We start from the raw sequence: 17,138 nt of genomic DNA, 5'->3' as shown, positions 1-17,138 counted from the left end.
ATGCAACGCCGTCATGGACCCCCACAACGGCGATTGCCGCTGCAGCTGAAAGGAAAGGCACAACGATGGTTGAACTCAAATGGCAGGACCCGCCCAGCAGGCGCGGCGGCACGGCCCGAGACTACGACGCAGTAATCGAGGTACTGAAGCAGAATCCCGGCAAGTGGGCACTCATCAGTGCTGAGTGGAAGACCACGGCCCCGCCGTCAGCTTTCAAGCAGCAGGGGTGCGAGGCCACGGCCAGGCGGAACGCAGGGTCGAAGAGCTGGAGCGTCTACGCCCGGTTCCCCCGCCCGAAGACCCAGCCCGCCCCTGCCACCCAGGCGAATGAGGAGAAGGCCAAGGTCCGCCAAGCCATCCAGACCGGGACCGCACTCACGCCGCCGCCGGCCGCGCCGCGCCGTGCGGCCCCTGTTCCGCCGGCCGCCGACGTCAAGCCAGCCAATGACTTCGGGATGACCAAGTTCCGGGCCGACAGATTGGCCCGCGGCGTCCTACCCGAAGGTCAGTAACACCAGGTGCCGGTAACCACCGGCACCACCCGGGCCCGATAGGCAACCGACAGCTGAAACCAAGTCCCCCTGCGGAAGTAAGCACCCGGGCCGCGTTCGAATCGCGGCGGGTCCACGAACAGACCATCGACGGCAAAGGAGCCAGAGCATGCACTACTGCACCATCTGCGGCCACCACCACGGCCAAGGCGACGGCTGGGTCAAGTGCCTGGCAGTAACCCATACCGAAACCGGCGGCGCCCGCCGCTGCGCATGCTCCGGCCCACCAAGCAACTAAAAGAGGAACCGATGATACTCACCGTCAATACCCTGGACCTCAGACAGGCCCTCATGTCCGTCATCCCCCACGCAGCCGACGCCAAACTCTCATCGGCGCTCGCCGTTGTCCACTTCACCGCAACGGACGGCATGGTGCACGTGACCGCCAGCAACACGGTGACCCTCGGCCACGCCGTGGCGTCCGTGTGGGATGCCGAGGGGCTGACCGGCGACGTTAACGACGACGCATTCAACCTGCCGACCGACGTCGCGAAGGAGCTGCTCCAGATCTTCAAGGCCAACGGCAAGCAGCCGGAGGACGAGATCGGCGACACTCTCCGCATCACGGTCCGGCATGACGCCATCACCTTCCTGGACGTCTCGGGCCTCTTCCCCGGCAAAGAGTTCAAGATCCCGCACGAGGATGACCACGAGTACCCGATCGCCTTCGGGCGCCTCCTCATCCAGGCAGCCCTCTCCGAACGAGTCATGCCTGAACGGCTCGTCGCCGCCGGGCGACTGGTCCGGCTGTTCGCCACCGCTTCCGCAGCCTACGGCGAGCCGCTGGTCATCGAACCCACTGAAGACGCCCGTCGCATCCTCATCAGCTGCGGGGAATCCTTCCTCGGTCTGCTGATGCCCATCCGCTCGGAGGACGGTTCGACCATCGCCAACGAGCTGAACGCCTGGCGCGAAGGCTGGATGAGCCGCCTCCCCGAAATCACCCACGCTGGCGGCGGAAAGAAACCCGAAGAGCAACCGCCCTCCGCCTCCGACTTCCTCAAGCACGGCACCGGCGTCGTCCTCGAAGTCGCCGACCTCCAGAAGCTGAGCGACCGCCTCGCGAACCGCGGGCTCAGCGTGGTCGCACCATGATCCGCATCTTCCGTCGGACCCGGCCCACTCCCCCGCCGAGGCTGGACCCGCAGGAGGCCCGCGTCATCGCCGCCCACGGGCACACCGAACTTTCATGGGCTGCACTCACCGACCAGGAACGGGCCGACGCCCGCGCCACCTACACGAAAGCGCCAAGGTACGCAGCATGAGCAAGAGCACCCAGGAATTGGAAGCGGAGAACGAACGCCTCCTTACCCTCAACGATGGCCTGTCCCGGCAGGTCCTCGCAATGGGGATGAGGCTCGAAGCGGGCCGCCGTGACCTGCTCGCGACCGGCTGGGACAACTGCGCCGGATGGCCGTCACGTCCGGAGCTGAAGGATAACCCCTACCGGAAGCCGGTCATCGACTTCAGCGGCGCCCTGATGTGCACCCCCGGGGAGGACTGATGAGCGCCGACGAGTACCAGGTCAGTATGGCCGGCGGCGACGGGGACAAGCCTGCTTCGGCTACCCACGCGGAAGCCGAGGCATATGCCCAAGCGATCCTCACTCGCCGCCGGATCAAGTGTCGGGTAATGGGAAACCACACCGCCCCCGATCCAGCGGCCACCGATCCAGCTAAGTGCCCGAGCTGCGGCCTATGAGCCCACCACCAGCCACCGACCCACCAGATCCCCCGGCGCTCGCCGATCTCGAACCACTGAAGGAGCCAAGTGTCCTGGGCAAAGATAGGCGACAAGGCAGCGACCTTTCCGAAGGCGTTGAATGCCCCGCACTTCAGCCAGGGCCAGATCAGTGTCAACGAGCTGTTCGGGTTCGTTCTGCGCTGTGGTTTCGAGTCTGCGGCTCACCGGACGGACTATGTCGTGGAGTTCGGGGTGGCCATGATGATGGGCGGACCCAACTACAAGCAGCTGATCGACATTGCCGAGAAGTGCGGGCTCCTTGAGCAGTTGGAGTCCGACGGTGCACCGTCATGGAAGATCATTGAAGACCCTGACTTCCTCCACCTGATCACGAAGGCCGAGCAGGAATGGATGAACCAGCAGAAGCGGGACTCCCGCGATACGAAGCTCACCTCGGCCGTCCGTCTCCGCGACGGCGACTCCTGCCGGTACTGCCTCAAGATCGTCTACTTCGGCGCTGACCGGAAGTCCGCCCGGGCCGGTAGCTACACCCGGGCCGGCAGCTACGACCATGTCATCAGCGGCGAGGCTGCCACCATTGAGACGCTCGTCGTCGCGTGCGGCGAATGCAACTCGAAGAAGAAGGACAACGACGACGCCCTGGACCTGCAGCCGGCACCGTCCGAACCGTTCTACTCACCCTCGACCGCAGCGTGGCTGGCCAAGCACGGCCACACAGTAACCCCCAGCGCCAAACACCCCGCACTCAAGAAGAAGGCCACCAAAGCCGACGGCACGCCGTCAGCGCCGCGCCCCGTAGAGCAGCCCTCCCAGGCCGCTCCGGGAAGTATCCAGGCAACGGAAGCACCATCCGGCCAGGCCAGCAGCACTGACGGCACACCGGGCAACGGAAGCGCCGCCACCCCCGCGACCACGGATCAGCCTGATCCGGCAGGTCACAAGCCCGACGGATCTGGATTTGTCGGGTCGGGACTTGGGCCGGGTCATGGGTCGGGCAGTGCAGGGAGGCCAGCCCAGCCACCCGCCAAGCCCAGCCCGCCAGCGCAATCCAAACCCCGCCGCAGACGCCCGCGTAACCGAGGACGGAACTAGACATGCCCAACCCAACTGCTTTCATCCCGAAACTCACCGAAGAACAGTTCCAGCAGCAGGTCATCGATCTCGCCAAGTTGCACGGCTACACCCTGATCTACCACACGCACAACAGCCGGCGCTCTCAGCCGGGCTTCCCTGACCTGGTCCTGGTCTCCGAGCACCGCGGCCGCGCGTTGTTCCGTGAGCTCAAGACCGATACCGGCAGGGTCTCCCCGGCACAGTTCTCCTGGATCTCCGGCATGCTCCTCGCCAAGCTCAACATCGGGGTCTGGCGCCCGGCCGACCTGAAGTCCGGCCGCATCATCAAAGACCTGAAGGGTGAAGCATGACCACGACTCTGGATCTCGAATACAAGTACCGGGTCGAGCTGCCCGCCGGCGACATCGTGATGATGCCGTTCACCCTGGCGAAGAAGAACACCACCTACCCGGCGCACTGCATCTTCGACCACGAAGAGCCGGCCGCCACCGTGGACCGGACGCACCTTTGCTGGCGGTGCACCGAGTGGCTGCGCGAATCCCTGGCCACCATCGGCGAACACTGGTCCGACCTTGAAGACGCACTGGCACCAGCTGGCTGCCGGGCCGCCTCATCCGAACGGGTATCCGGGACCGGGGAACTGTTCCCGCCCCTGCCCATCAACGGTGAAGTATCCGATGTCATGCGCGATACCCGGAACGCTGTCTGGTCCACCGTCGGCCAGCTCGTGCAGGACCGGCCCGACCTCCGCATGCCGGCGGACCACGGCACCGGTGTCCTCGCCGACTGGCTGGCCCGCTGGCACGTCGGCTATCTGGCATCGCATCCGTCCGCCGCGCACCTCACCGCCGTAGGAACCGACCTCGCCAAAGTCGTCCCGGCAGTGAAGTCCGCCGCCTATCAGTCGCCGCCTGTTGAAGTCTCACTCGACATCGCCTGCCCCCACAAAGGTTGCGCGGGAGAAGTGGTGGCCATCCAGACGCCAGCAGGCAGGAAGGTGGTCCGATGCAGCGAGGACATCACCCACCGGGTCGCAGCAGACCAGTGGTTCTACACCCACGCGAACAGCCGGCCCGGTCGGGCCAGCAGCGCGCTCAAGAAGAGGTACACGAAAGCGAGGCAGTAGTGAGTAAAGAAATTGCCGTCCTCTGCGAGCACGTCAGCATGAGCGGCGCCGAAGGCCCAGTGCTGACCCTGGGCAGGTGGCCGATCCTCTGGAGCTGTGACTCCTGCGGAGCAACGATCAGGTATAACACCACTCCGTTGGACGACGCCGCCACGCCCGACACGCGACCTCCCACACATCCTTGACTTAAGGATCTAAATTATGGGGTGAGCTGGTGTTTCGCACCCAGCCACTATCAGAGCCTCGACCGGTTAGCCGGCGGGGCTCTTCCCATGTGTGCAGGTGGTGGTCATGCCGGCGCTCGATGAGTGGGACCCGAAGCGTGGAAGGACGGGCCGGCCATGGCGCCGGCTGGTCGAGACGTACTGCGTGCCCGGTTCGGTCTGCGCCTGGTGCAACGAGGAGATCGTCTTCGGTTTGAGACCTCGCCACCCGCGGGGCCCGTCGCTCGACCACATCATCAAGCTGGAAGACGGCGGCCACCCGACCGCACCCTGGAACCTTCAGCCCATGCACTTGGGATGCAACGTGAGGAAAGAGAACGAGCACCGCCGGAAGATGAAGGCCAATGCCCAGCGTGTCGAAAGACCCCGCACGAGGCTCCGACCGCACTGAACTTCCCCTAGAACACGGTGATTTTTTAGGAATCCGGCGTGTGGGCGACCCGCTCGTGTTCCATTTTTTGTGTCTGCGAAAATTCCCGGGTAGCGAGCTACAGAGGTAGCCGCACCCTGTATCCCGAGGAGGTTTCCATGGCATCGACACCGCCCGAACCGAAGCATGGTTCGACGCCTGGTCGGAAGGGATACCGGAAGGGTTGCAAGTGCAACCTGTGCCGCGCCGGCCAAAGGAAGTACATGGCCGACTACCGGGCCAAGAAGAAAACGACTGAGGCTGCGGACACGCTTGCAGAGCTGCTGCCGGAAGATGACATCGCCGTAGATCGTTCGCTGGACTTGGACTGGTCCGGCCCTGCTGGATTGATCGAGTCCACACTCACCGAAGAGATTGAGGAAATGGAGTTCGCGGACCCGCCGTTCGCGAGCACCCTCATTGTCCTGGCCAAGTACGACGCCCGCGTCCTCGATCAGATCCCCCGCATTCAGCGATTGGATCTGATCTCGGGCATGCAGTCCCGGCTGTTCAACGTGTTTGACCGCCTGCGCAAGACCTCAGGGCCGGCCAGTAACGGGGCAGACGCAGCGGACGCCTTCCTTGCTTCACTGACGCAGGATGACTGAGGCTCCCCGCAACCCTGAACCGAGATATGGCACGCCGCGCAACCTCGCCCGCAAGACCCGCGGGCGAGCTGTTGGCAAGGTCATGAAGGCCCTCAACAACGACCCCATGCCGTGGCAGCAGCACGTGCTGGACGTCGCCTGCGAGATCGACCCGGCGACAGGGCTGTACTGGTACAAGACAATCATCCTGATCGGGCTCCGGCAGATCGGCAAGACCTCGATCAGCCGCGGGAAACTCACCCACCGTGCGCTGACCACGCGCAACGCCCGCATGATCTACACCGCACAGAACCGCATCAAAGCGCTAAAGCGTCTGCATGAGGACTTCCATGAACCGATCATGGAGTCACCGCTGAAGCAGTTCATGGGCAAGCCCCACTGGACCACGGGATCAGAGACGCTGCGCTGGTCAACTGGCTCCAAGCTGGGCATCGACGCCGTGGGTAAGAACTCCGGGCATGGAGATACCAACCATGAGGCCCACATCGATGAGGCCTACGCGCACGTGGACGGAGAAATTGAGCAGGGCATTTCGCCGACCATGATCACGGTCAAGGGTTCCCAGAAATGGATTCTCTCGGCCGCCGGCACAACAGCGTCAACCTATCTGGCTCCCAAGGTCGAGATGGGCCAGGCGCTGGTGGAGTCCGGCCGCGACTCACGCGTGGCCTACTTCGAATACTCGGCCTCAAGGGACGACGACCCCAACGACCCGCAAACGGTCCTGAACTGCCACCCCGCAATCGGCCACACAATCTCACTGGCAGATGTGATGGCCGAGCGGGACAGCATGACGGAGCCAGGCGAATTCGAACGCGCCTATCTCGGATGGTGGCCGACAGCAAAGGCAGCGCCGCGGGTTATCCCGACGGCAGCCTGGGAAGGCTGCTATCTTCCGCCCGACACTGAGGCATGGACCGGCACGCCGTTCTGGACGATCGACACATCCCCTGACAGGGAGTGGACATCGATCGGCATGGCCGCCAGGCCCACCGACCCGGAGGCCGCTTGCTACCTCGAAGTGTACGAACGCATGGTCGGCACGGCTGGAGTGGTCAACACCCTGGTCCAGCTCCGCAACGACTTCGGCGGGAACACCGTCGCAGTTGACGGAAACGGCGCCGCCAAGTCGCTCGTCCGCGATCTGGAGGACGAAGGCTTCGACGTCATCAAGGTATCCGGCCCCAGCCGGGTCGATGCCTGCGGCGGACTCTATGACGACGCACTGGCAGGGAAGCTGCGATTCGAAAATGACCAGCTGCTCAACGAAGCAATGGCAAACGCCATCAAGCAGTCGGTGGGCGGACGCGCTTGGATCTTCGCGAGGAACAAGACCTTGGCGGATATCTCGGCACTGTACGCCGTCACTTTCGCCCGCTGGCTTTTCAAGGAAAAGGTCGGCGACGACTACGACATCGGGGACTCCCTCGGATGAAAGGCAGGACCTGTGCAGCGCATGACTTCTTGGCTGGACCTTATCGGCATTCTGCTGGTGGTCTTGGCCGTAGCACTCGCTGTCGGCAGTTGGTATATCCCCGGCGGTGTGGCCGCTGCCGGGGCCGGGTTGCTGCTCGCGTCCTGGCTCATTGATCGAGGGAGGTCCCCGCAGTGAGTCTTCTAAGGCAACGGTCGGCGGATGTCGGCTCGCTACTTCCCCCGCGGTTGAACAAGAAGAGCTCATCAGTCGCGGTCACCTCGACGTCGGCGCTCAAGCATTCCGCCGTCTGGGCATCCATCAGGCTCCGTGCAGACCTGGTTTCCTCCATGCCTATTGATGTTTTCCGCCGGTTGCCGGGCGAGGCAGTGGACATCGAGGTGCAGAAACCCAAGGTTCTGATCACACCGTCGTCCCACGGCGACGGCCAGCCAGTCGACATCAACGAGTGGATGTACTCCACACAGACCGATCTGGACAAGCTCGGGAATGCTTTCGGACTGATCACCGAGCGTGACGCTCTGGGGTTCCCCAGCCAGATCGAACTGCTGCCATCTGACCAGGTCACCGTGGTGGTGAAGAAAGGCCAGATCGACCACTACCGGGTGTCCGGCACGAAATACACCACGGCTGAAATTTGGCACGAACGGCAGTTTACGACAGCCGGGTCCCACGTCGGGCTCTCCCCCATTGCCTATGCGGCGGCTTCGATTGCCGGCGCGTTGTCCGCGCAGCAGTTCGCCATGGACTGGTTCAGCAACGGCGCCGTCCCCGGTGCCATCCTGAAGAACACCGGGAAGAAACTGGACGCGACAGAATCAGCCGTTGCCAAGCAGCGGTTCCTGGCCTCCGTAAGCATCGGCGAACCGTTCGTCACGGGCAGCGACTGGGAGTACTCCATGCTCCAGGCGAAGGCCAGCGAGTCGGAGTTCATCGCGGAGATGGAGTTCTCCATCTCCGACCTGGCCCGGTTCTTCGGCGTACCCGGAGACATGATCGACGCTCCGGTCTCCGGCGCTTCAGTCACCTATGCGAATGTCTCCCAGCGGAACCTCCAGCTGCTCATCATGAACCTGGGACCGGCCGTCATGCGCAGAGAACGCGCACTGACCCGGCTCACGCCGGAGCCCCGCAGGGTGAAACTCAATACCGACGCGATACTGCGCATGGACCCGCAGACCCGCCAGGAAGTGTTCAAGGTTCAGATCGATTCCCGCACGCTTACGCCCTCAGAAGCGCGGGCACTGGACAACAGGGCGCCCTTCACCGCAGACCAGCTGCAGGAGTTCTCTACCTTGTTCCCCTCCAATGCCGCCGCGCCGCTACCGAACGGAGTCACCCCATGATCCCCGATCCACTGAAGGCCGCCCAGGAGCGGGCCGCCGCGGTCAGCGCCCGCGCTGACCGGCCGTCCCAGCGTCGAAGCTCGGAGGAGACCGGGTCTCCTGCAAGGGTCAGCGCCCGCGCCCATGGCATCCAGATCCGGCAGGCGGCCGGCGACGGCGCCCTGCAGTTCGAAGGCCTCGCCTCGGTCTATGAGCGCGCCTATGAAATGTACGACTACTTCGGCCCGTACAACGAAGTCGTATCCGCCGGCGCGGCAACCGATTCACTGTCCCGGGCAGACCTGGACGTACCCCTTGTCCTGCAACACCAGGACCTTCGCCGGATCGCTCGGACCACGAACGGATCCTTGATCCTCACCGAGACGGACGAAGGCCTGCATGTGAACGCCCCGGAACTCGACGCCGCGGATCTCGATGTCCAGTACATCCTTCCCAAGCTTCGGTCTGGGCTGATTGACGAGATGAGCTTCAAGTTCCGGATCACCTCCGGTGTGTGGTCTCCCGACTACACCGAGTACCGGATTCAGTCCTTCGACATCCACCGTGGAGACGTAGCCATTGTCGGGTACGGGGCCAGCCCCCACACCGCCGGCGCCGGTCTCCGCTCCTCAAAACTTCCGGATCTAATCCGGGACATGGACGACACGGAAGCGCGGCAGGCACTGGCCGAACTGCGCGCCCGGTTCCCCATGGCCGGGCGTGACCTCATAGCCGATGGGGAAACAGCCCTGCGCCTCCTGTAGGCGCACCTACTCTGCACCTCGCGTAAAGACCCTCGCGCCGCGTTCGCCCGGCCTGTGTGGCACTGCCTGCTGCTGACAGAGCGATTAACACAACCCACCTGAGCCCGCCCACCAGCGGGAGAAAGGGGCATGTCACAATGACGATTGCCCAGCTCATTGCTCAGCTTCGTTCGCAGATCGCCGACAAGCTGAATGTCCGCAACGCCCACGCCACCGAACTGGAGACCCTGCGCGGGATCGACGCCGTCACCGACGAACAGCGCGCCCGCATCACTGAACTCCGCACTGCAAAGGACGGACTCGACAACGAGATCGACGCACTGCGCCAGCGCGTCACCGATCTCGACGGCGAAGCCGAGCGCGACGCCGCCGCTGACCGTCTTGCCCGGGAAGTAGCCCCCGCGGCTGCCCGCCCCGCCTACGACGGCGTTGCCCGCGTCGGGCAGGAACCGCGGACCTACACCCGCGAGACCGCCCGAGACGGCCGTTCCTGGTTCGCTGACGCGTACCGCTCCCAGTTCAAGAGCGACCGCAACGCATCCGAGCGTCTCGAGCGTCACGCCCGCGAAGTCGAGGTGGAGGGCGAGCTCTCCGAACGCGCCGTCACCACGGGCAGCTTCGCAGGCCTGGTCACTCCTCAGTACCTGATCGATCTGACCGCACCGGTGCTGCGAGCCGGCCGCCCTCTGGCGGACATCGTCAACCGCCACGAACTGCCCGCCGAAGGCATGAACCTGGTCATCCCCCGAGGGACGACCGGGGCGACGGTTGCAGCCCAGACCGCCGAGAACACGGCCGGTTCAAACACCGACGTCGTTTGGGCTGACCTGACCGTCCCCGTCCGGACGCTCATGGGTCGGCAGGAAGTATCCCGCCAGTCCCTGGAGCGCGGCAGCAAGACGGACGAGATCCTCTACCTGGACCTCGCCCGCGCCCATGCCGCGCAGGTCGATTCCCAGATCATCAACGGCACGGGCAACTCCGGCCAGATGAAGGGCATCCTCAACACGGCAGGGATTGGCGCAGCGACCGCGTTCGGAGCGGCACCGTCCGCTGCCAACTACGGCCGCAAAATCGCAGGCGCCAACACGGCAGTCGCAACCAGCGGCGGCGGCATCTTCGCGAAGGTGCTGGTCATGCACCCCCGCCGCTGGGGCTGGCTCACCGGCGAATACGATTCCGCCGGCCGCCCGATCGTCACCGCCAACACGGTTCCGAACTTCAACGCAGCCGGGATCATCAACAAGCCGGGCGAGACTTCCGACAACGGGTCCAGCGCCCCGTACTTCGTAGGCGTCCACTCCTCCGGGCTGCCGGTCCTGTCCGACGTCAACATCCCGATCAACGTCGGTACCAACCTGGAGGACATCACGCTTTCGCTTGATACCTCCGAGCTGCACCTGTGGGAGGAAGGCGACGGGCTGCCCCGCCAGCTGAACTTCGAACAGCGGCAGGGCACGCAGCTAACCGTCGATGTCGTGGTCTACAGCTACGCGGCCTTCACCGCCGAGCGGTACCCGACAGCCAGCGCCAAGATCGGCGGCCTGGACTCCACGGCCACCTTCGGTCTGGTGGCCCCGACCTTCTAGGTCCGGACAATCCCCGCGGGGCAGGAGACACCTCCTGCCCCGCGGTGCCCCCTGCAATTCCCACATTCCAAAGGAGCAGCACCATGGCACCGATCGATCCCGCCATCAAGCAGAACTACATCGACCTCCACGAATCCACCGGCGAATCCTACGAGTCGATCGCCAGACGCGCAGCGAGCCAGGACGACAAGGAGCTGGCCTCTTGGCTCCGTGCACAGTCCAAGGGCGAGCAGCCGGGCACCGAGCAGGAGCAGCGTTCCGAGCCCCCGCAGGGCCGCCTTCCTGCCAAGCAGGAAACCGCAGCAGCCGAGGCTGAAGCGCAGGCCAAAGCCGAAGCAGAAGCAAAGGCTACCGCCGAGGCGAAAGCCGCTGCGGATGCCAAAGCCAAGGAAGCCGCGGCTAAGAAGTAATGGCATCCCTTGACCTCGGCGCACAGGCTACGGTGAGGTGGCCCACCGCGCCGGGTACCGGACCCTACGCGCTCGCGGTCAAGCGGCCGGACGGCACCACCTTGGACCCGGCACCTGAAGTGACCGGCTACAAGGAAACCACCCAGGCGCAGTTCGTCCCGTCCATGGCCGGCAGGCACCTGCTGTCCTGGACGGCGGGCGGCGCCGGTGCCTACACCGATGTGCTGGACGTGTGGCCCGCTGACCCGCAGTTCCTTATCCCTCTGGATGAAGTGCTCGCGGGTCTGCGGCTGCCGGCCAACGCTGACCCGGCCAAAGCACAGGACCTGCGCCTGTATCTGGCGGCGGCCACCCCGGTGATCGAAGACATCACCGGGCCAATGCTCGCAGCCACCAAGACCTTCGCAACCTGGGGCGGCGGTTCGGCCGTGGTCCTTCCGCATCTACCGAACCAGATCCTTGGCATCACGGCAGACAGCGTCCCGGTGGTGGGCTACGTCCCGGATCTGGCCTCCGGCATCATCTACGCCGGCACCCGCACGGCGGTGACCGCCTTCCCCGCCGGTGAGCTGGTCATCACGTACCGGATCGGCAATCAGGAGATCACGCCCAACATCAGGCTGGCCGCTCGTGAGCTGGTCCGGTTCTGGTGGCAGGGCGGCATGCAAGGCGTTGGCGGCGGCGGCGTCCGGGGCTCGGCTCCGGAAGCAGATGCTTTCACCCCATCCGGTTACGCGGTCCCCCGCCGCGTCATCGAACTGTGTGCCCCGCACGAGCAGGTCGGAGGCTTCGCCTGATGGATCTCACTCTCACCCAGGCGACGCTGGGCCTCGCTTTCAAGAAGGCCTTCTACACCGCCGTCAAGACGCTCATGGCTGAGGCCTACGACACCGAACACGTGTACGTGGTCTTCGGCCAGCCGGCCACCTACGTCCCGGAGGACATCGTCTCTTTCGGGCGGCTGTCCTCCGGCCAGGCTGCCGCGACGCTCGGCACCAACCGCAGCCGCGAGGAGACCCTCACCCTTGAGGTGATGGTGTCCTGCTTCATGGGCGGCGACGAGGAAGCGGAGATCGCCACGGCCGAGCGGGCCTACGAACTGCTCCGCCGCATTGAACACCAGGTGCGCATGACTGACACCACGGTCGGCGGCACCGTCCGCGAATGTGCACTGACAGCCCACGAGTCCGAGGGCGCCACCCCCGAGGACCTGACCGAACAGGGCCGGGTCACGGAAGTCATCGGGACCTTCACCGCAAAAGCCCGCATCTACGCCTAGGAGCAAGCAATGCCAAAACTGAAGAACGTGTCCCCGCTCGGCGCACTGGATGTGCCGCTGATCCGCAGAGTTGTAGAAGACGGCGAGGTGTTCGACGTGACCGCTGACCACGCCCGCGTCCTGCTACTGCAGCCCGGCAACTACGAACCGGCAGACAAGGCAGCCAGGACGTTGGCCGCCTCGCTGACGGCCCAGCAGGACGACGACGGGGTAGAGAGCCACGACGGCGACAACGAGGACGCAGGCGACCCGGCCAGCGGCGAAGGAGAGGGTGAAGACCAGTGACGACCCAGCTTGATTGCTCCGTGGGCCTGAAGAAGGAAACCACGTACGGCACGGCGGTGACCGTGGACCGTTTCCCCGAGTTCATTGACGAGTCCTTCGCCTGGAACCCGACGTTCGTCCAGGGCGCCGGCATGCGCGTCGGGTCCCGCCTCGCACGGTCTGCCCGCCGCGTCCTCGCCAAGCAGTCCGCCGGCGGTGACCTGAACGTCGAGCTGGTCAGCAAGGGCCTCGGCGTCCTCCTCGAAGCACTGTTCGGCGCCGGAGTCTCAACGGCCGTGCCCGGGCAGGCCGGTGTGTTCCAGCAGCTCTACACGCCGACGACCACGGACCCGCTGAACTCCTACACCATCCAGAAGGGCATCCCCACCCTGGGCGGCGGCGCGGCTACGGCCATGACGTTCCTCGGCGCGGTCTGCACCTCCGGCGAGTTCTCCGCGTCGAACGCTGACATCGTGAAGCTGAAGACCACGTGGGACGCGAAGGAAGTCAAGACCGACGTCGCCTACGCCGCCCCGTCCTACGTCGTCGGCGGCGAGCTGTTCCACTTCGCGCTCGGCGCCATCACCATTGGCGGATCGCAGACCCCGCCGACATCGACGGCGCTCGCGACCGGCGGGACCGTAGCCGCGACGATCGAGGATTTCTCGGTCACGTTCGACAACAAGATCGATGAGGGCGGCTTCACGTTCGGCGGCTCGGGCAAACGCAACCGTAAGCCCGTCGTCGGGCTCGCGGATGTGAAGGGCAAGGTCACGGCAGAGTACGCCGACACCGTCCTCCGCGATGCCTACCTGAACCAGACGCCGCTGGGCCTGACCCTGACCTTCCAGTCACAGACGGTCATCGGGACCTCGGCGAAGTACGCGCTGCAGTTCCACTTCCCGGACATCCGCCTCGAGGGCGAACTGCCGAAGTCGGCGGCCGGGGCCCCGGTCAAGCAGTCCATCGACTTCACGGTCCTGGACGGGCTCGCGGCCGGGTCCCCGATCTACGTCGCCCTGGTCACCACCGACGCCACGATCTAGTGGCCCGGCCAGCGCATCAGCGTGGTGGTGGCCCGGATCTTCCGGAGATCACCATCACGTCGCCGAACCTGCGCCAGGTTCTCGCGGAGGTCAAGCAGATATCGCCGAAGCTGGCGACCAACCTGCGGCGGAACCTGCGCGGGGTCGGCGACGACATTATCAAGGACCAGCGCAGCATCCTCTCGGGTCCGCTGCCTGGCAACGCGGTGAAGACCGGGCAGCGGATCCGGATGATCAAGACCAAAAAGGGCAAGTCCTACCTGCGCGCGGTCAACGTCTACAAGGCCGAGTCCGCCTCGCGGGCCCGGACCACCGGCATGCGCAATAGGGTGAAGGCCTCGCTGAAGACCCGCGTCGTCTCTGGCACTACCAGATCCGGGATCAGCATCCGGGCGGACAAGTCCGTCGGCGGTGTGATGGTCAAGGGCTGGAACAAGAAAGTACTCCGGCACCCCGTGTTCGGAAACAAAGAACAGTTCGTCTCGCAGTTCGGTCAACCGTACTGGTGGGAACCCATCAAACGCGGCCAGGTCGGCGCGCGCCAGAAGGCGCTCGACGCGATCGATGACGCACTCAACGGAAAGGGCTAGGCAGCCAATGAAGCTGGTCGTAGGCGGTAAGAAGTACGAGCTCGAAGAGTCCTTGCAGAAGGCGTCTCTGAATGACCTCTATGTCCTGAAGGTCCGCTCCGGCATGGGCATCAAGTCCCTGAAGGACAACCTGGAACGCATGCAGTCCTACGCGGACCCGCTGGAGTTCCTCGACGACGCCGACAACATCATGGCCCTGCAGGCGATGATCTGGCTGTGCCGCCGGCACAGCGGCGAGAACCTCTCGATCGAGGAAGCGAACTCGTGCCCGATCAATGAGATCGGCTTCGAGGCCGACGACGAGGTGCCCGCGCCGGCTGACCCTACGGTAGCCCGGACGGATTCCGATCCGGGCGTAGAAGCTCCGGCGCAGCAGTAGAGCACATCGAGGACGTCGAGGCGTCGGTGTTCCGGTGGATCCCGATCATCGCCCACGTCTGGCCCGGCATCACCCCGCTGAACGTCTGGGACATGCGCTACGACATGTGGCTGCACTTCGTGGCCAACGCCAAAGCCTGGGAAGCCGAGAGGCAGAAAACCAACTAGCGCTGAAGGGCGGTAACCGTGGCTACACAGCAGCTGCTGTTTGACATCTTTGCCCGGTCTCAGGGCGTCGAGAAGACGTTCGATTCCATCGTCTCCAGTGCCGATTCGATGGAGTCGAAGCTGGGTCCGACCGGCCAGCGGGCTGCGAAGGCCCTGTCCTCCCCGATCCTCCTGGGCGCGGCTGCCGGGATCGGCGCCGCAGTCGTGGGCATGGGCAGCCAGTTCGGGCAGATGGCGGCCGCCGCCGAGCAGAACGGCGGCGCCGTCGAGACCGTCTTCGGCAGCGCGGCCAGCGGCGTCGAAGACTTCGCCTCCCGCGCGGCCAACGCCGTCGGCCTGTCGGCCAGCTCTTACAACGAGCTGTCCGCTGTCACCGGCACCGCGCTGAAGTCCGCCGGCGTTCCCTTCGACCAGCTGGCGAAGAAGAACGACGAGCTGATCACCCGCGGCGCGGACCTCGCCTCGGTGTTTGGCGGCACGACCTCCGAGGCCGTCGGCGCCATGGGCGCGGCCTTCCGTGGCGAGTTCGACAGCCTCGAACGCTACGGGCTCACCCTCACCGCCAGCGCAGTCAGCACCGAGCTGGCGGCCCGCGGGCAGGACAAGCTCACCGGCGCCGCGCTGGAAGCTGCGAAGAAGCAGGCCACCATGGACCTGATCATGCAGCAGTCCGCAGGGTCGGCCGGGAACTTCGCGAAGGAAGCGGACACCGCAGCCGGCGCACAGGAACGCCAGACCGCGGCCTGGGCAGACGCCGGCGCGAAGCTCGGCGAGGTGCTGCTGCCGGCCATGACGCAGCTGTCCACCATTGCCACCGGCATGGCGACGTGGGTCAGTCAGAACTCCGGGCTGGTGAGCGGCCTCGCGATCGGCATCGGCATCCTGGCCGGCGTGATTGGGCTGCTGTCTGCCGCCATCACCATCATGAACATCGCCATGATTCCCCAGATCGCAATGATCGGCGGGATCGTCCTGGCGGTCGCGGCCCTGATCGCGATCATCGTTCTCCTGGTGGCCAACTGGGACGCCGTCGTGTCATTCATCACGCAGGTGTGGGGCGGCTTCATGGGCTGGCTCCAAGGCGTGATGGATGGATTCTTCGGCTGGTGGAACGGTGTCTGGGGCGGCTTCGTCGGCTTCATCTCCGGCATCTGGACCGCCGTCGTCGGCGCCGTGGTCGCCGGAGTGACCGCCTTCGTCGCCCCCATCGTCGAACAGATCACCGGGATCTGGAACTTCATCGCGGGCATCTTCACCGCGATCGGGAACTTCATCGGCGGCGCCTGGACATGGGTAGCTGACCTCGTCCGGAACATCCTGATCGCCTTCGTCCAGACCCACGGCGAGCAGATCATGGCCATCTGGAACAACATCGTCGCGGTCTTCACAGCCATCGGAGCATTCTTCGCCGGGATCTGGAACTGGTACGTCTCGATCATCACGACCGTCCTCATGGCGATCTGGGCGGTGATCTCCACCGTCTTCACCGCCGTGTGGGGCTTCATCGTCGGCGTCTTCACCACCGTCGGAGGGTTCATCGCAGGCGTCTGGAACGGCATCTTCGGTGCCATCTCCGGCGCAGTCTCCATGATCTGGGGAGTGATCACCAGCGTCTTCGGCATGGTCGCAGGGTTCCTCGGCGGAATCTGGGGCAACATCGTCAACGGTGTCTCCGGCATGATCGGCCAGGTCGGCGGATTCTTCTCCGGACTCTGGGGTACCATCACCGGCGCGCTCGCCGGAGCAGGCCAGTGGCTCTTCAGCGCCGGCAAGAACATCGTCGAGGGCCTATTCAACGGGATCAAGTCGCTGGCCGGGACCATCGGAAACTTCTTCCTGTCCCTCCTGCCCGGATGGATCGTGGAGCCCTTCAAGGTCGCACTCAATATCCATTCGCCATCACGGGTCTTCCAGGGCTTCGGCCAGAACATCGGCCAAGGCCTCCTGCTCGGCGTCGGAGACATGCAGGGCTCAATCGACAGTCGCATGTCCCGGCTCGTCACGGTCCCGGACGTGCCCATGTTCGGCCGCTCCTCCTCCGCTGGCGGCTCCCGGGCCGGCAGCGGGTCCACGATCGAGGACCTGATCCAGGCGATCCGCACCCAGCGCCCCATCGCCGTCCACGCGGCACCCGGCATGGACGAGGAGCTCGTCGGCCGGGCCACCGCCGAACAGATCTTGTGGAGAGGGTGAC

At 65.1% G+C, this 17,138-nt stretch carries 22 protein-coding genes; all 22 read left to right on the top strand.

Annotated features, from left to right (window positions below; translation table 11 throughout):
- Positions 1–65 precede the first annotated feature (65 nt).
- The 22 genes from AC50X9_RS13090 (at position 66) to AC50X9_RS12985 (ending at position 17,137) form a co-directional block, all read left to right on the top strand.
- Entirely contained in the window at positions 66–512 is a 447-nt protein-coding gene (locus AC50X9_RS13090; RefSeq protein WP_494894199.1) for a hypothetical protein, read from the top strand.
- Between the two features lie 288 nt (positions 513–800).
- Positions 801–1,646: a hypothetical protein gene (locus AC50X9_RS13085; protein ID WP_494894198.1), complete on the top strand. Its 846-nt coding sequence runs from the start codon at positions 801–803 to the stop codon at positions 1,644–1,646.
- Entirely contained in the window at positions 1,643–1,816 is a 174-nt protein-coding gene (locus AC50X9_RS13080) for a hypothetical protein (RefSeq protein WP_494894197.1), read from the top strand. Before AC50X9_RS13085 ends, AC50X9_RS13080 begins: the two co-directional genes overlap by 4 nt.
- Positions 1,813–2,055 (top strand): hypothetical protein, encoded by a 243-nt coding sequence (locus AC50X9_RS13075; RefSeq protein ID WP_494894196.1) that lies wholly within the window; start codon positions 1,813–1,815, stop codon positions 2,053–2,055. The genes AC50X9_RS13080 and AC50X9_RS13075 overlap by 4 nt, the downstream gene beginning before the upstream one ends.
- Before the next feature lie 266 nt (positions 2,056–2,321).
- Positions 2,322–3,347 (top strand): HNH endonuclease, encoded by a 1,026-nt coding sequence (locus AC50X9_RS13070; protein ID WP_494894195.1) that lies wholly within the window; start codon positions 2,322–2,324, stop codon positions 3,345–3,347.
- A 2-nt stretch (positions 3,348–3,349) separates the two neighbouring features.
- Positions 3,350–3,679 carry a VRR-NUC domain-containing protein gene (locus AC50X9_RS13065; protein ID WP_494894194.1) on the top strand — a complete coding sequence of 110 codons (330 nt, stop codon included), beginning with the start codon at positions 3,350–3,352 and terminating at the stop codon, positions 3,677–3,679.
- Positions 3,676–4,455: a hypothetical protein gene (locus AC50X9_RS13060; RefSeq protein ID WP_494894193.1), complete on the top strand. Its 780-nt coding sequence runs from the start codon at positions 3,676–3,678 to the stop codon at positions 4,453–4,455. The genes AC50X9_RS13065 and AC50X9_RS13060 overlap by 4 nt, the downstream gene beginning before the upstream one ends.
- Before the next feature lie 857 nt (positions 4,456–5,312).
- Positions 5,313–5,696, top strand: a complete 384-nt coding sequence (locus AC50X9_RS13055) for a hypothetical protein (protein ID WP_494894192.1) — start codon at positions 5,313–5,315, stop codon at positions 5,694–5,696.
- Positions 5,689–7,131, top strand: a complete 1,443-nt coding sequence (locus AC50X9_RS13050) for a terminase large subunit domain-containing protein (protein ID WP_494894191.1) — start codon at positions 5,689–5,691, stop codon at positions 7,129–7,131. Before AC50X9_RS13055 ends, AC50X9_RS13050 begins: the two co-directional genes overlap by 8 nt.
- Positions 7,132–7,152: 21 nt before the next feature.
- A complete protein-coding gene (locus AC50X9_RS13045; RefSeq protein ID WP_494894190.1) occupies positions 7,153–7,308 on the top strand; it encodes a hypothetical protein in 156 nt (51 codons plus the stop codon).
- Positions 7,305–8,477, top strand: coding sequence for a phage portal protein (locus AC50X9_RS13040; protein WP_494894189.1), 1,173 nt, complete (start codon positions 7,305–7,307; stop codon positions 8,475–8,477). Before AC50X9_RS13045 ends, AC50X9_RS13040 begins: the two co-directional genes overlap by 4 nt.
- The gene (locus AC50X9_RS13035) at positions 8,474–9,220 is read left to right on the top strand and encodes an HK97 family phage prohead protease (RefSeq protein WP_494894188.1); all 747 of its coding nucleotides are present in this window, start codon (positions 8,474–8,476) and stop codon (positions 9,218–9,220) included. Before AC50X9_RS13040 ends, AC50X9_RS13035 begins: the two co-directional genes overlap by 4 nt.
- 137 nt (positions 9,221–9,357) lie before the next feature.
- Complete coding sequence (locus AC50X9_RS13030) at positions 9,358–10,809, top strand: phage major capsid protein (RefSeq protein WP_494894187.1); 1,452 nt, start codon at positions 9,358–9,360, stop codon at positions 10,807–10,809.
- An 83-nt stretch (positions 10,810–10,892) separates the two neighbouring features.
- Positions 10,893–11,219 (top strand): hypothetical protein, encoded by a 327-nt coding sequence (locus AC50X9_RS13025; RefSeq protein ID WP_494894186.1) that lies wholly within the window; start codon positions 10,893–10,895, stop codon positions 11,217–11,219.
- Positions 11,219–12,016, top strand: coding sequence for a hypothetical protein (locus AC50X9_RS13020; protein WP_494894185.1), 798 nt, complete (start codon positions 11,219–11,221; stop codon positions 12,014–12,016). Before AC50X9_RS13025 ends, AC50X9_RS13020 begins: the two co-directional genes overlap by 1 nt.
- Positions 12,016–12,498, top strand: a complete 483-nt coding sequence (locus tag AC50X9_RS13015; protein WP_494894184.1) for a hypothetical protein — start codon at positions 12,016–12,018, stop codon at positions 12,496–12,498. Before AC50X9_RS13020 ends, AC50X9_RS13015 begins: the two co-directional genes overlap by 1 nt.
- A gap of 9 nt (positions 12,499–12,507) precedes the next feature.
- Positions 12,508–12,783 carry a hypothetical protein gene (locus AC50X9_RS13010; protein ID WP_494894183.1) on the top strand — a complete coding sequence of 92 codons (276 nt, stop codon included), beginning with the start codon at positions 12,508–12,510 and terminating at the stop codon, positions 12,781–12,783.
- Positions 12,780–13,808, top strand: a complete 1,029-nt coding sequence (locus tag AC50X9_RS13005; protein WP_494894182.1) for a phage tail tube protein — start codon at positions 12,780–12,782, stop codon at positions 13,806–13,808. The genes AC50X9_RS13010 and AC50X9_RS13005 overlap by 4 nt, the downstream gene beginning before the upstream one ends.
- Complete coding sequence (locus AC50X9_RS13000; protein ID WP_494894181.1) at positions 13,808–14,398, top strand: hypothetical protein; 591 nt, start codon at positions 13,808–13,810, stop codon at positions 14,396–14,398. Before AC50X9_RS13005 ends, AC50X9_RS13000 begins: the two co-directional genes overlap by 1 nt.
- 7 nt (positions 14,399–14,405) lie before the next feature.
- Complete coding sequence (locus AC50X9_RS12995) at positions 14,406–14,777, top strand: hypothetical protein (RefSeq protein WP_494894180.1); 372 nt, start codon at positions 14,406–14,408, stop codon at positions 14,775–14,777.
- Between the two features lie 26 nt (positions 14,778–14,803).
- Positions 14,804–14,944 (top strand): hypothetical protein, encoded by a 141-nt coding sequence (locus tag AC50X9_RS12990; RefSeq protein WP_494894179.1) that lies wholly within the window; start codon positions 14,804–14,806, stop codon positions 14,942–14,944.
- Positions 14,945–14,962: 18 nt separating this feature from the next.
- Positions 14,963–17,137 (top strand): phage tail protein, encoded by a 2,175-nt coding sequence (locus AC50X9_RS12985; RefSeq protein ID WP_494894178.1) that lies wholly within the window; start codon positions 14,963–14,965, stop codon positions 17,135–17,137.
- The last annotated feature ends 1 nt before the right edge of the window (position 17,138 follow it).

The organism is Pseudarthrobacter sp. HLT1-3 (assembly GCF_059383535.1).
The sequence above is the reverse complement of the archived record's forward strand: the minus strand, read 5'-3'. Positions and strand labels throughout refer to the sequence as shown.

Excerpts from the sequence above, each read along its gene's own strand:
- AC50X9_RS13015 (WP_494894184.1), top strand. The coding sequence starts at position 12,016 with ATGGATCTCACTCTCACCCAGGCGACGCTGGGCCTCGCTTTCAAGAAG.
- AC50X9_RS13050 (WP_494894191.1), top strand. The coding sequence starts at position 5,689 with ATGACTGAGGCTCCCCGCAACCCTGAACCGAGATATGGCACGCCGCGC.
- AC50X9_RS13055 (WP_494894192.1), top strand. The coding sequence starts at position 5,313 with ATGGCCGACTACCGGGCCAAGAAGAAAACGACTGAGGCTGCGGACACG.
- AC50X9_RS13090 (WP_494894199.1), top strand. The coding sequence starts at position 66 with ATGGTTGAACTCAAATGGCAGGACCCGCCCAGCAGGCGCGGCGGCACG.
- AC50X9_RS13065 (WP_494894194.1), top strand. The coding sequence starts at position 3,350 with ATGCCCAACCCAACTGCTTTCATCCCGAAACTCACCGAAGAACAGTTC.
- AC50X9_RS13030 (WP_494894187.1), top strand. The coding sequence starts at position 9,358 with ATGACGATTGCCCAGCTCATTGCTCAGCTTCGTTCGCAGATCGCCGAC.
- AC50X9_RS13045 (WP_494894190.1), top strand. The coding sequence starts at position 7,153 with ATGACTTCTTGGCTGGACCTTATCGGCATTCTGCTGGTGGTCTTGGCC.
- AC50X9_RS13060 (WP_494894193.1), top strand. The coding sequence starts at position 3,676 with ATGACCACGACTCTGGATCTCGAATACAAGTACCGGGTCGAGCTGCCC.
- AC50X9_RS13085 (WP_494894198.1), top strand. The coding sequence starts at position 801 with ATGATACTCACCGTCAATACCCTGGACCTCAGACAGGCCCTCATGTCC.
- AC50X9_RS13080 (WP_494894197.1), top strand. The coding sequence starts at position 1,643 with ATGATCCGCATCTTCCGTCGGACCCGGCCCACTCCCCCGCCGAGGCTG.
- AC50X9_RS13035 (WP_494894188.1), top strand. The coding sequence starts at position 8,474 with ATGATCCCCGATCCACTGAAGGCCGCCCAGGAGCGGGCCGCCGCGGTC.
- AC50X9_RS12995 (WP_494894180.1), top strand. The coding sequence starts at position 14,406 with ATGAAGCTGGTCGTAGGCGGTAAGAAGTACGAGCTCGAAGAGTCCTTG.
- AC50X9_RS13020 (WP_494894185.1), top strand. The coding sequence starts at position 11,219 with ATGGCATCCCTTGACCTCGGCGCACAGGCTACGGTGAGGTGGCCCACC.
- AC50X9_RS13025 (WP_494894186.1), top strand. The coding sequence starts at position 10,893 with ATGGCACCGATCGATCCCGCCATCAAGCAGAACTACATCGACCTCCAC.
- AC50X9_RS13075 (WP_494894196.1), top strand. The coding sequence starts at position 1,813 with ATGAGCAAGAGCACCCAGGAATTGGAAGCGGAGAACGAACGCCTCCTT.
- AC50X9_RS13010 (WP_494894183.1), top strand. The coding sequence starts at position 12,508 with ATGCCAAAACTGAAGAACGTGTCCCCGCTCGGCGCACTGGATGTGCCG.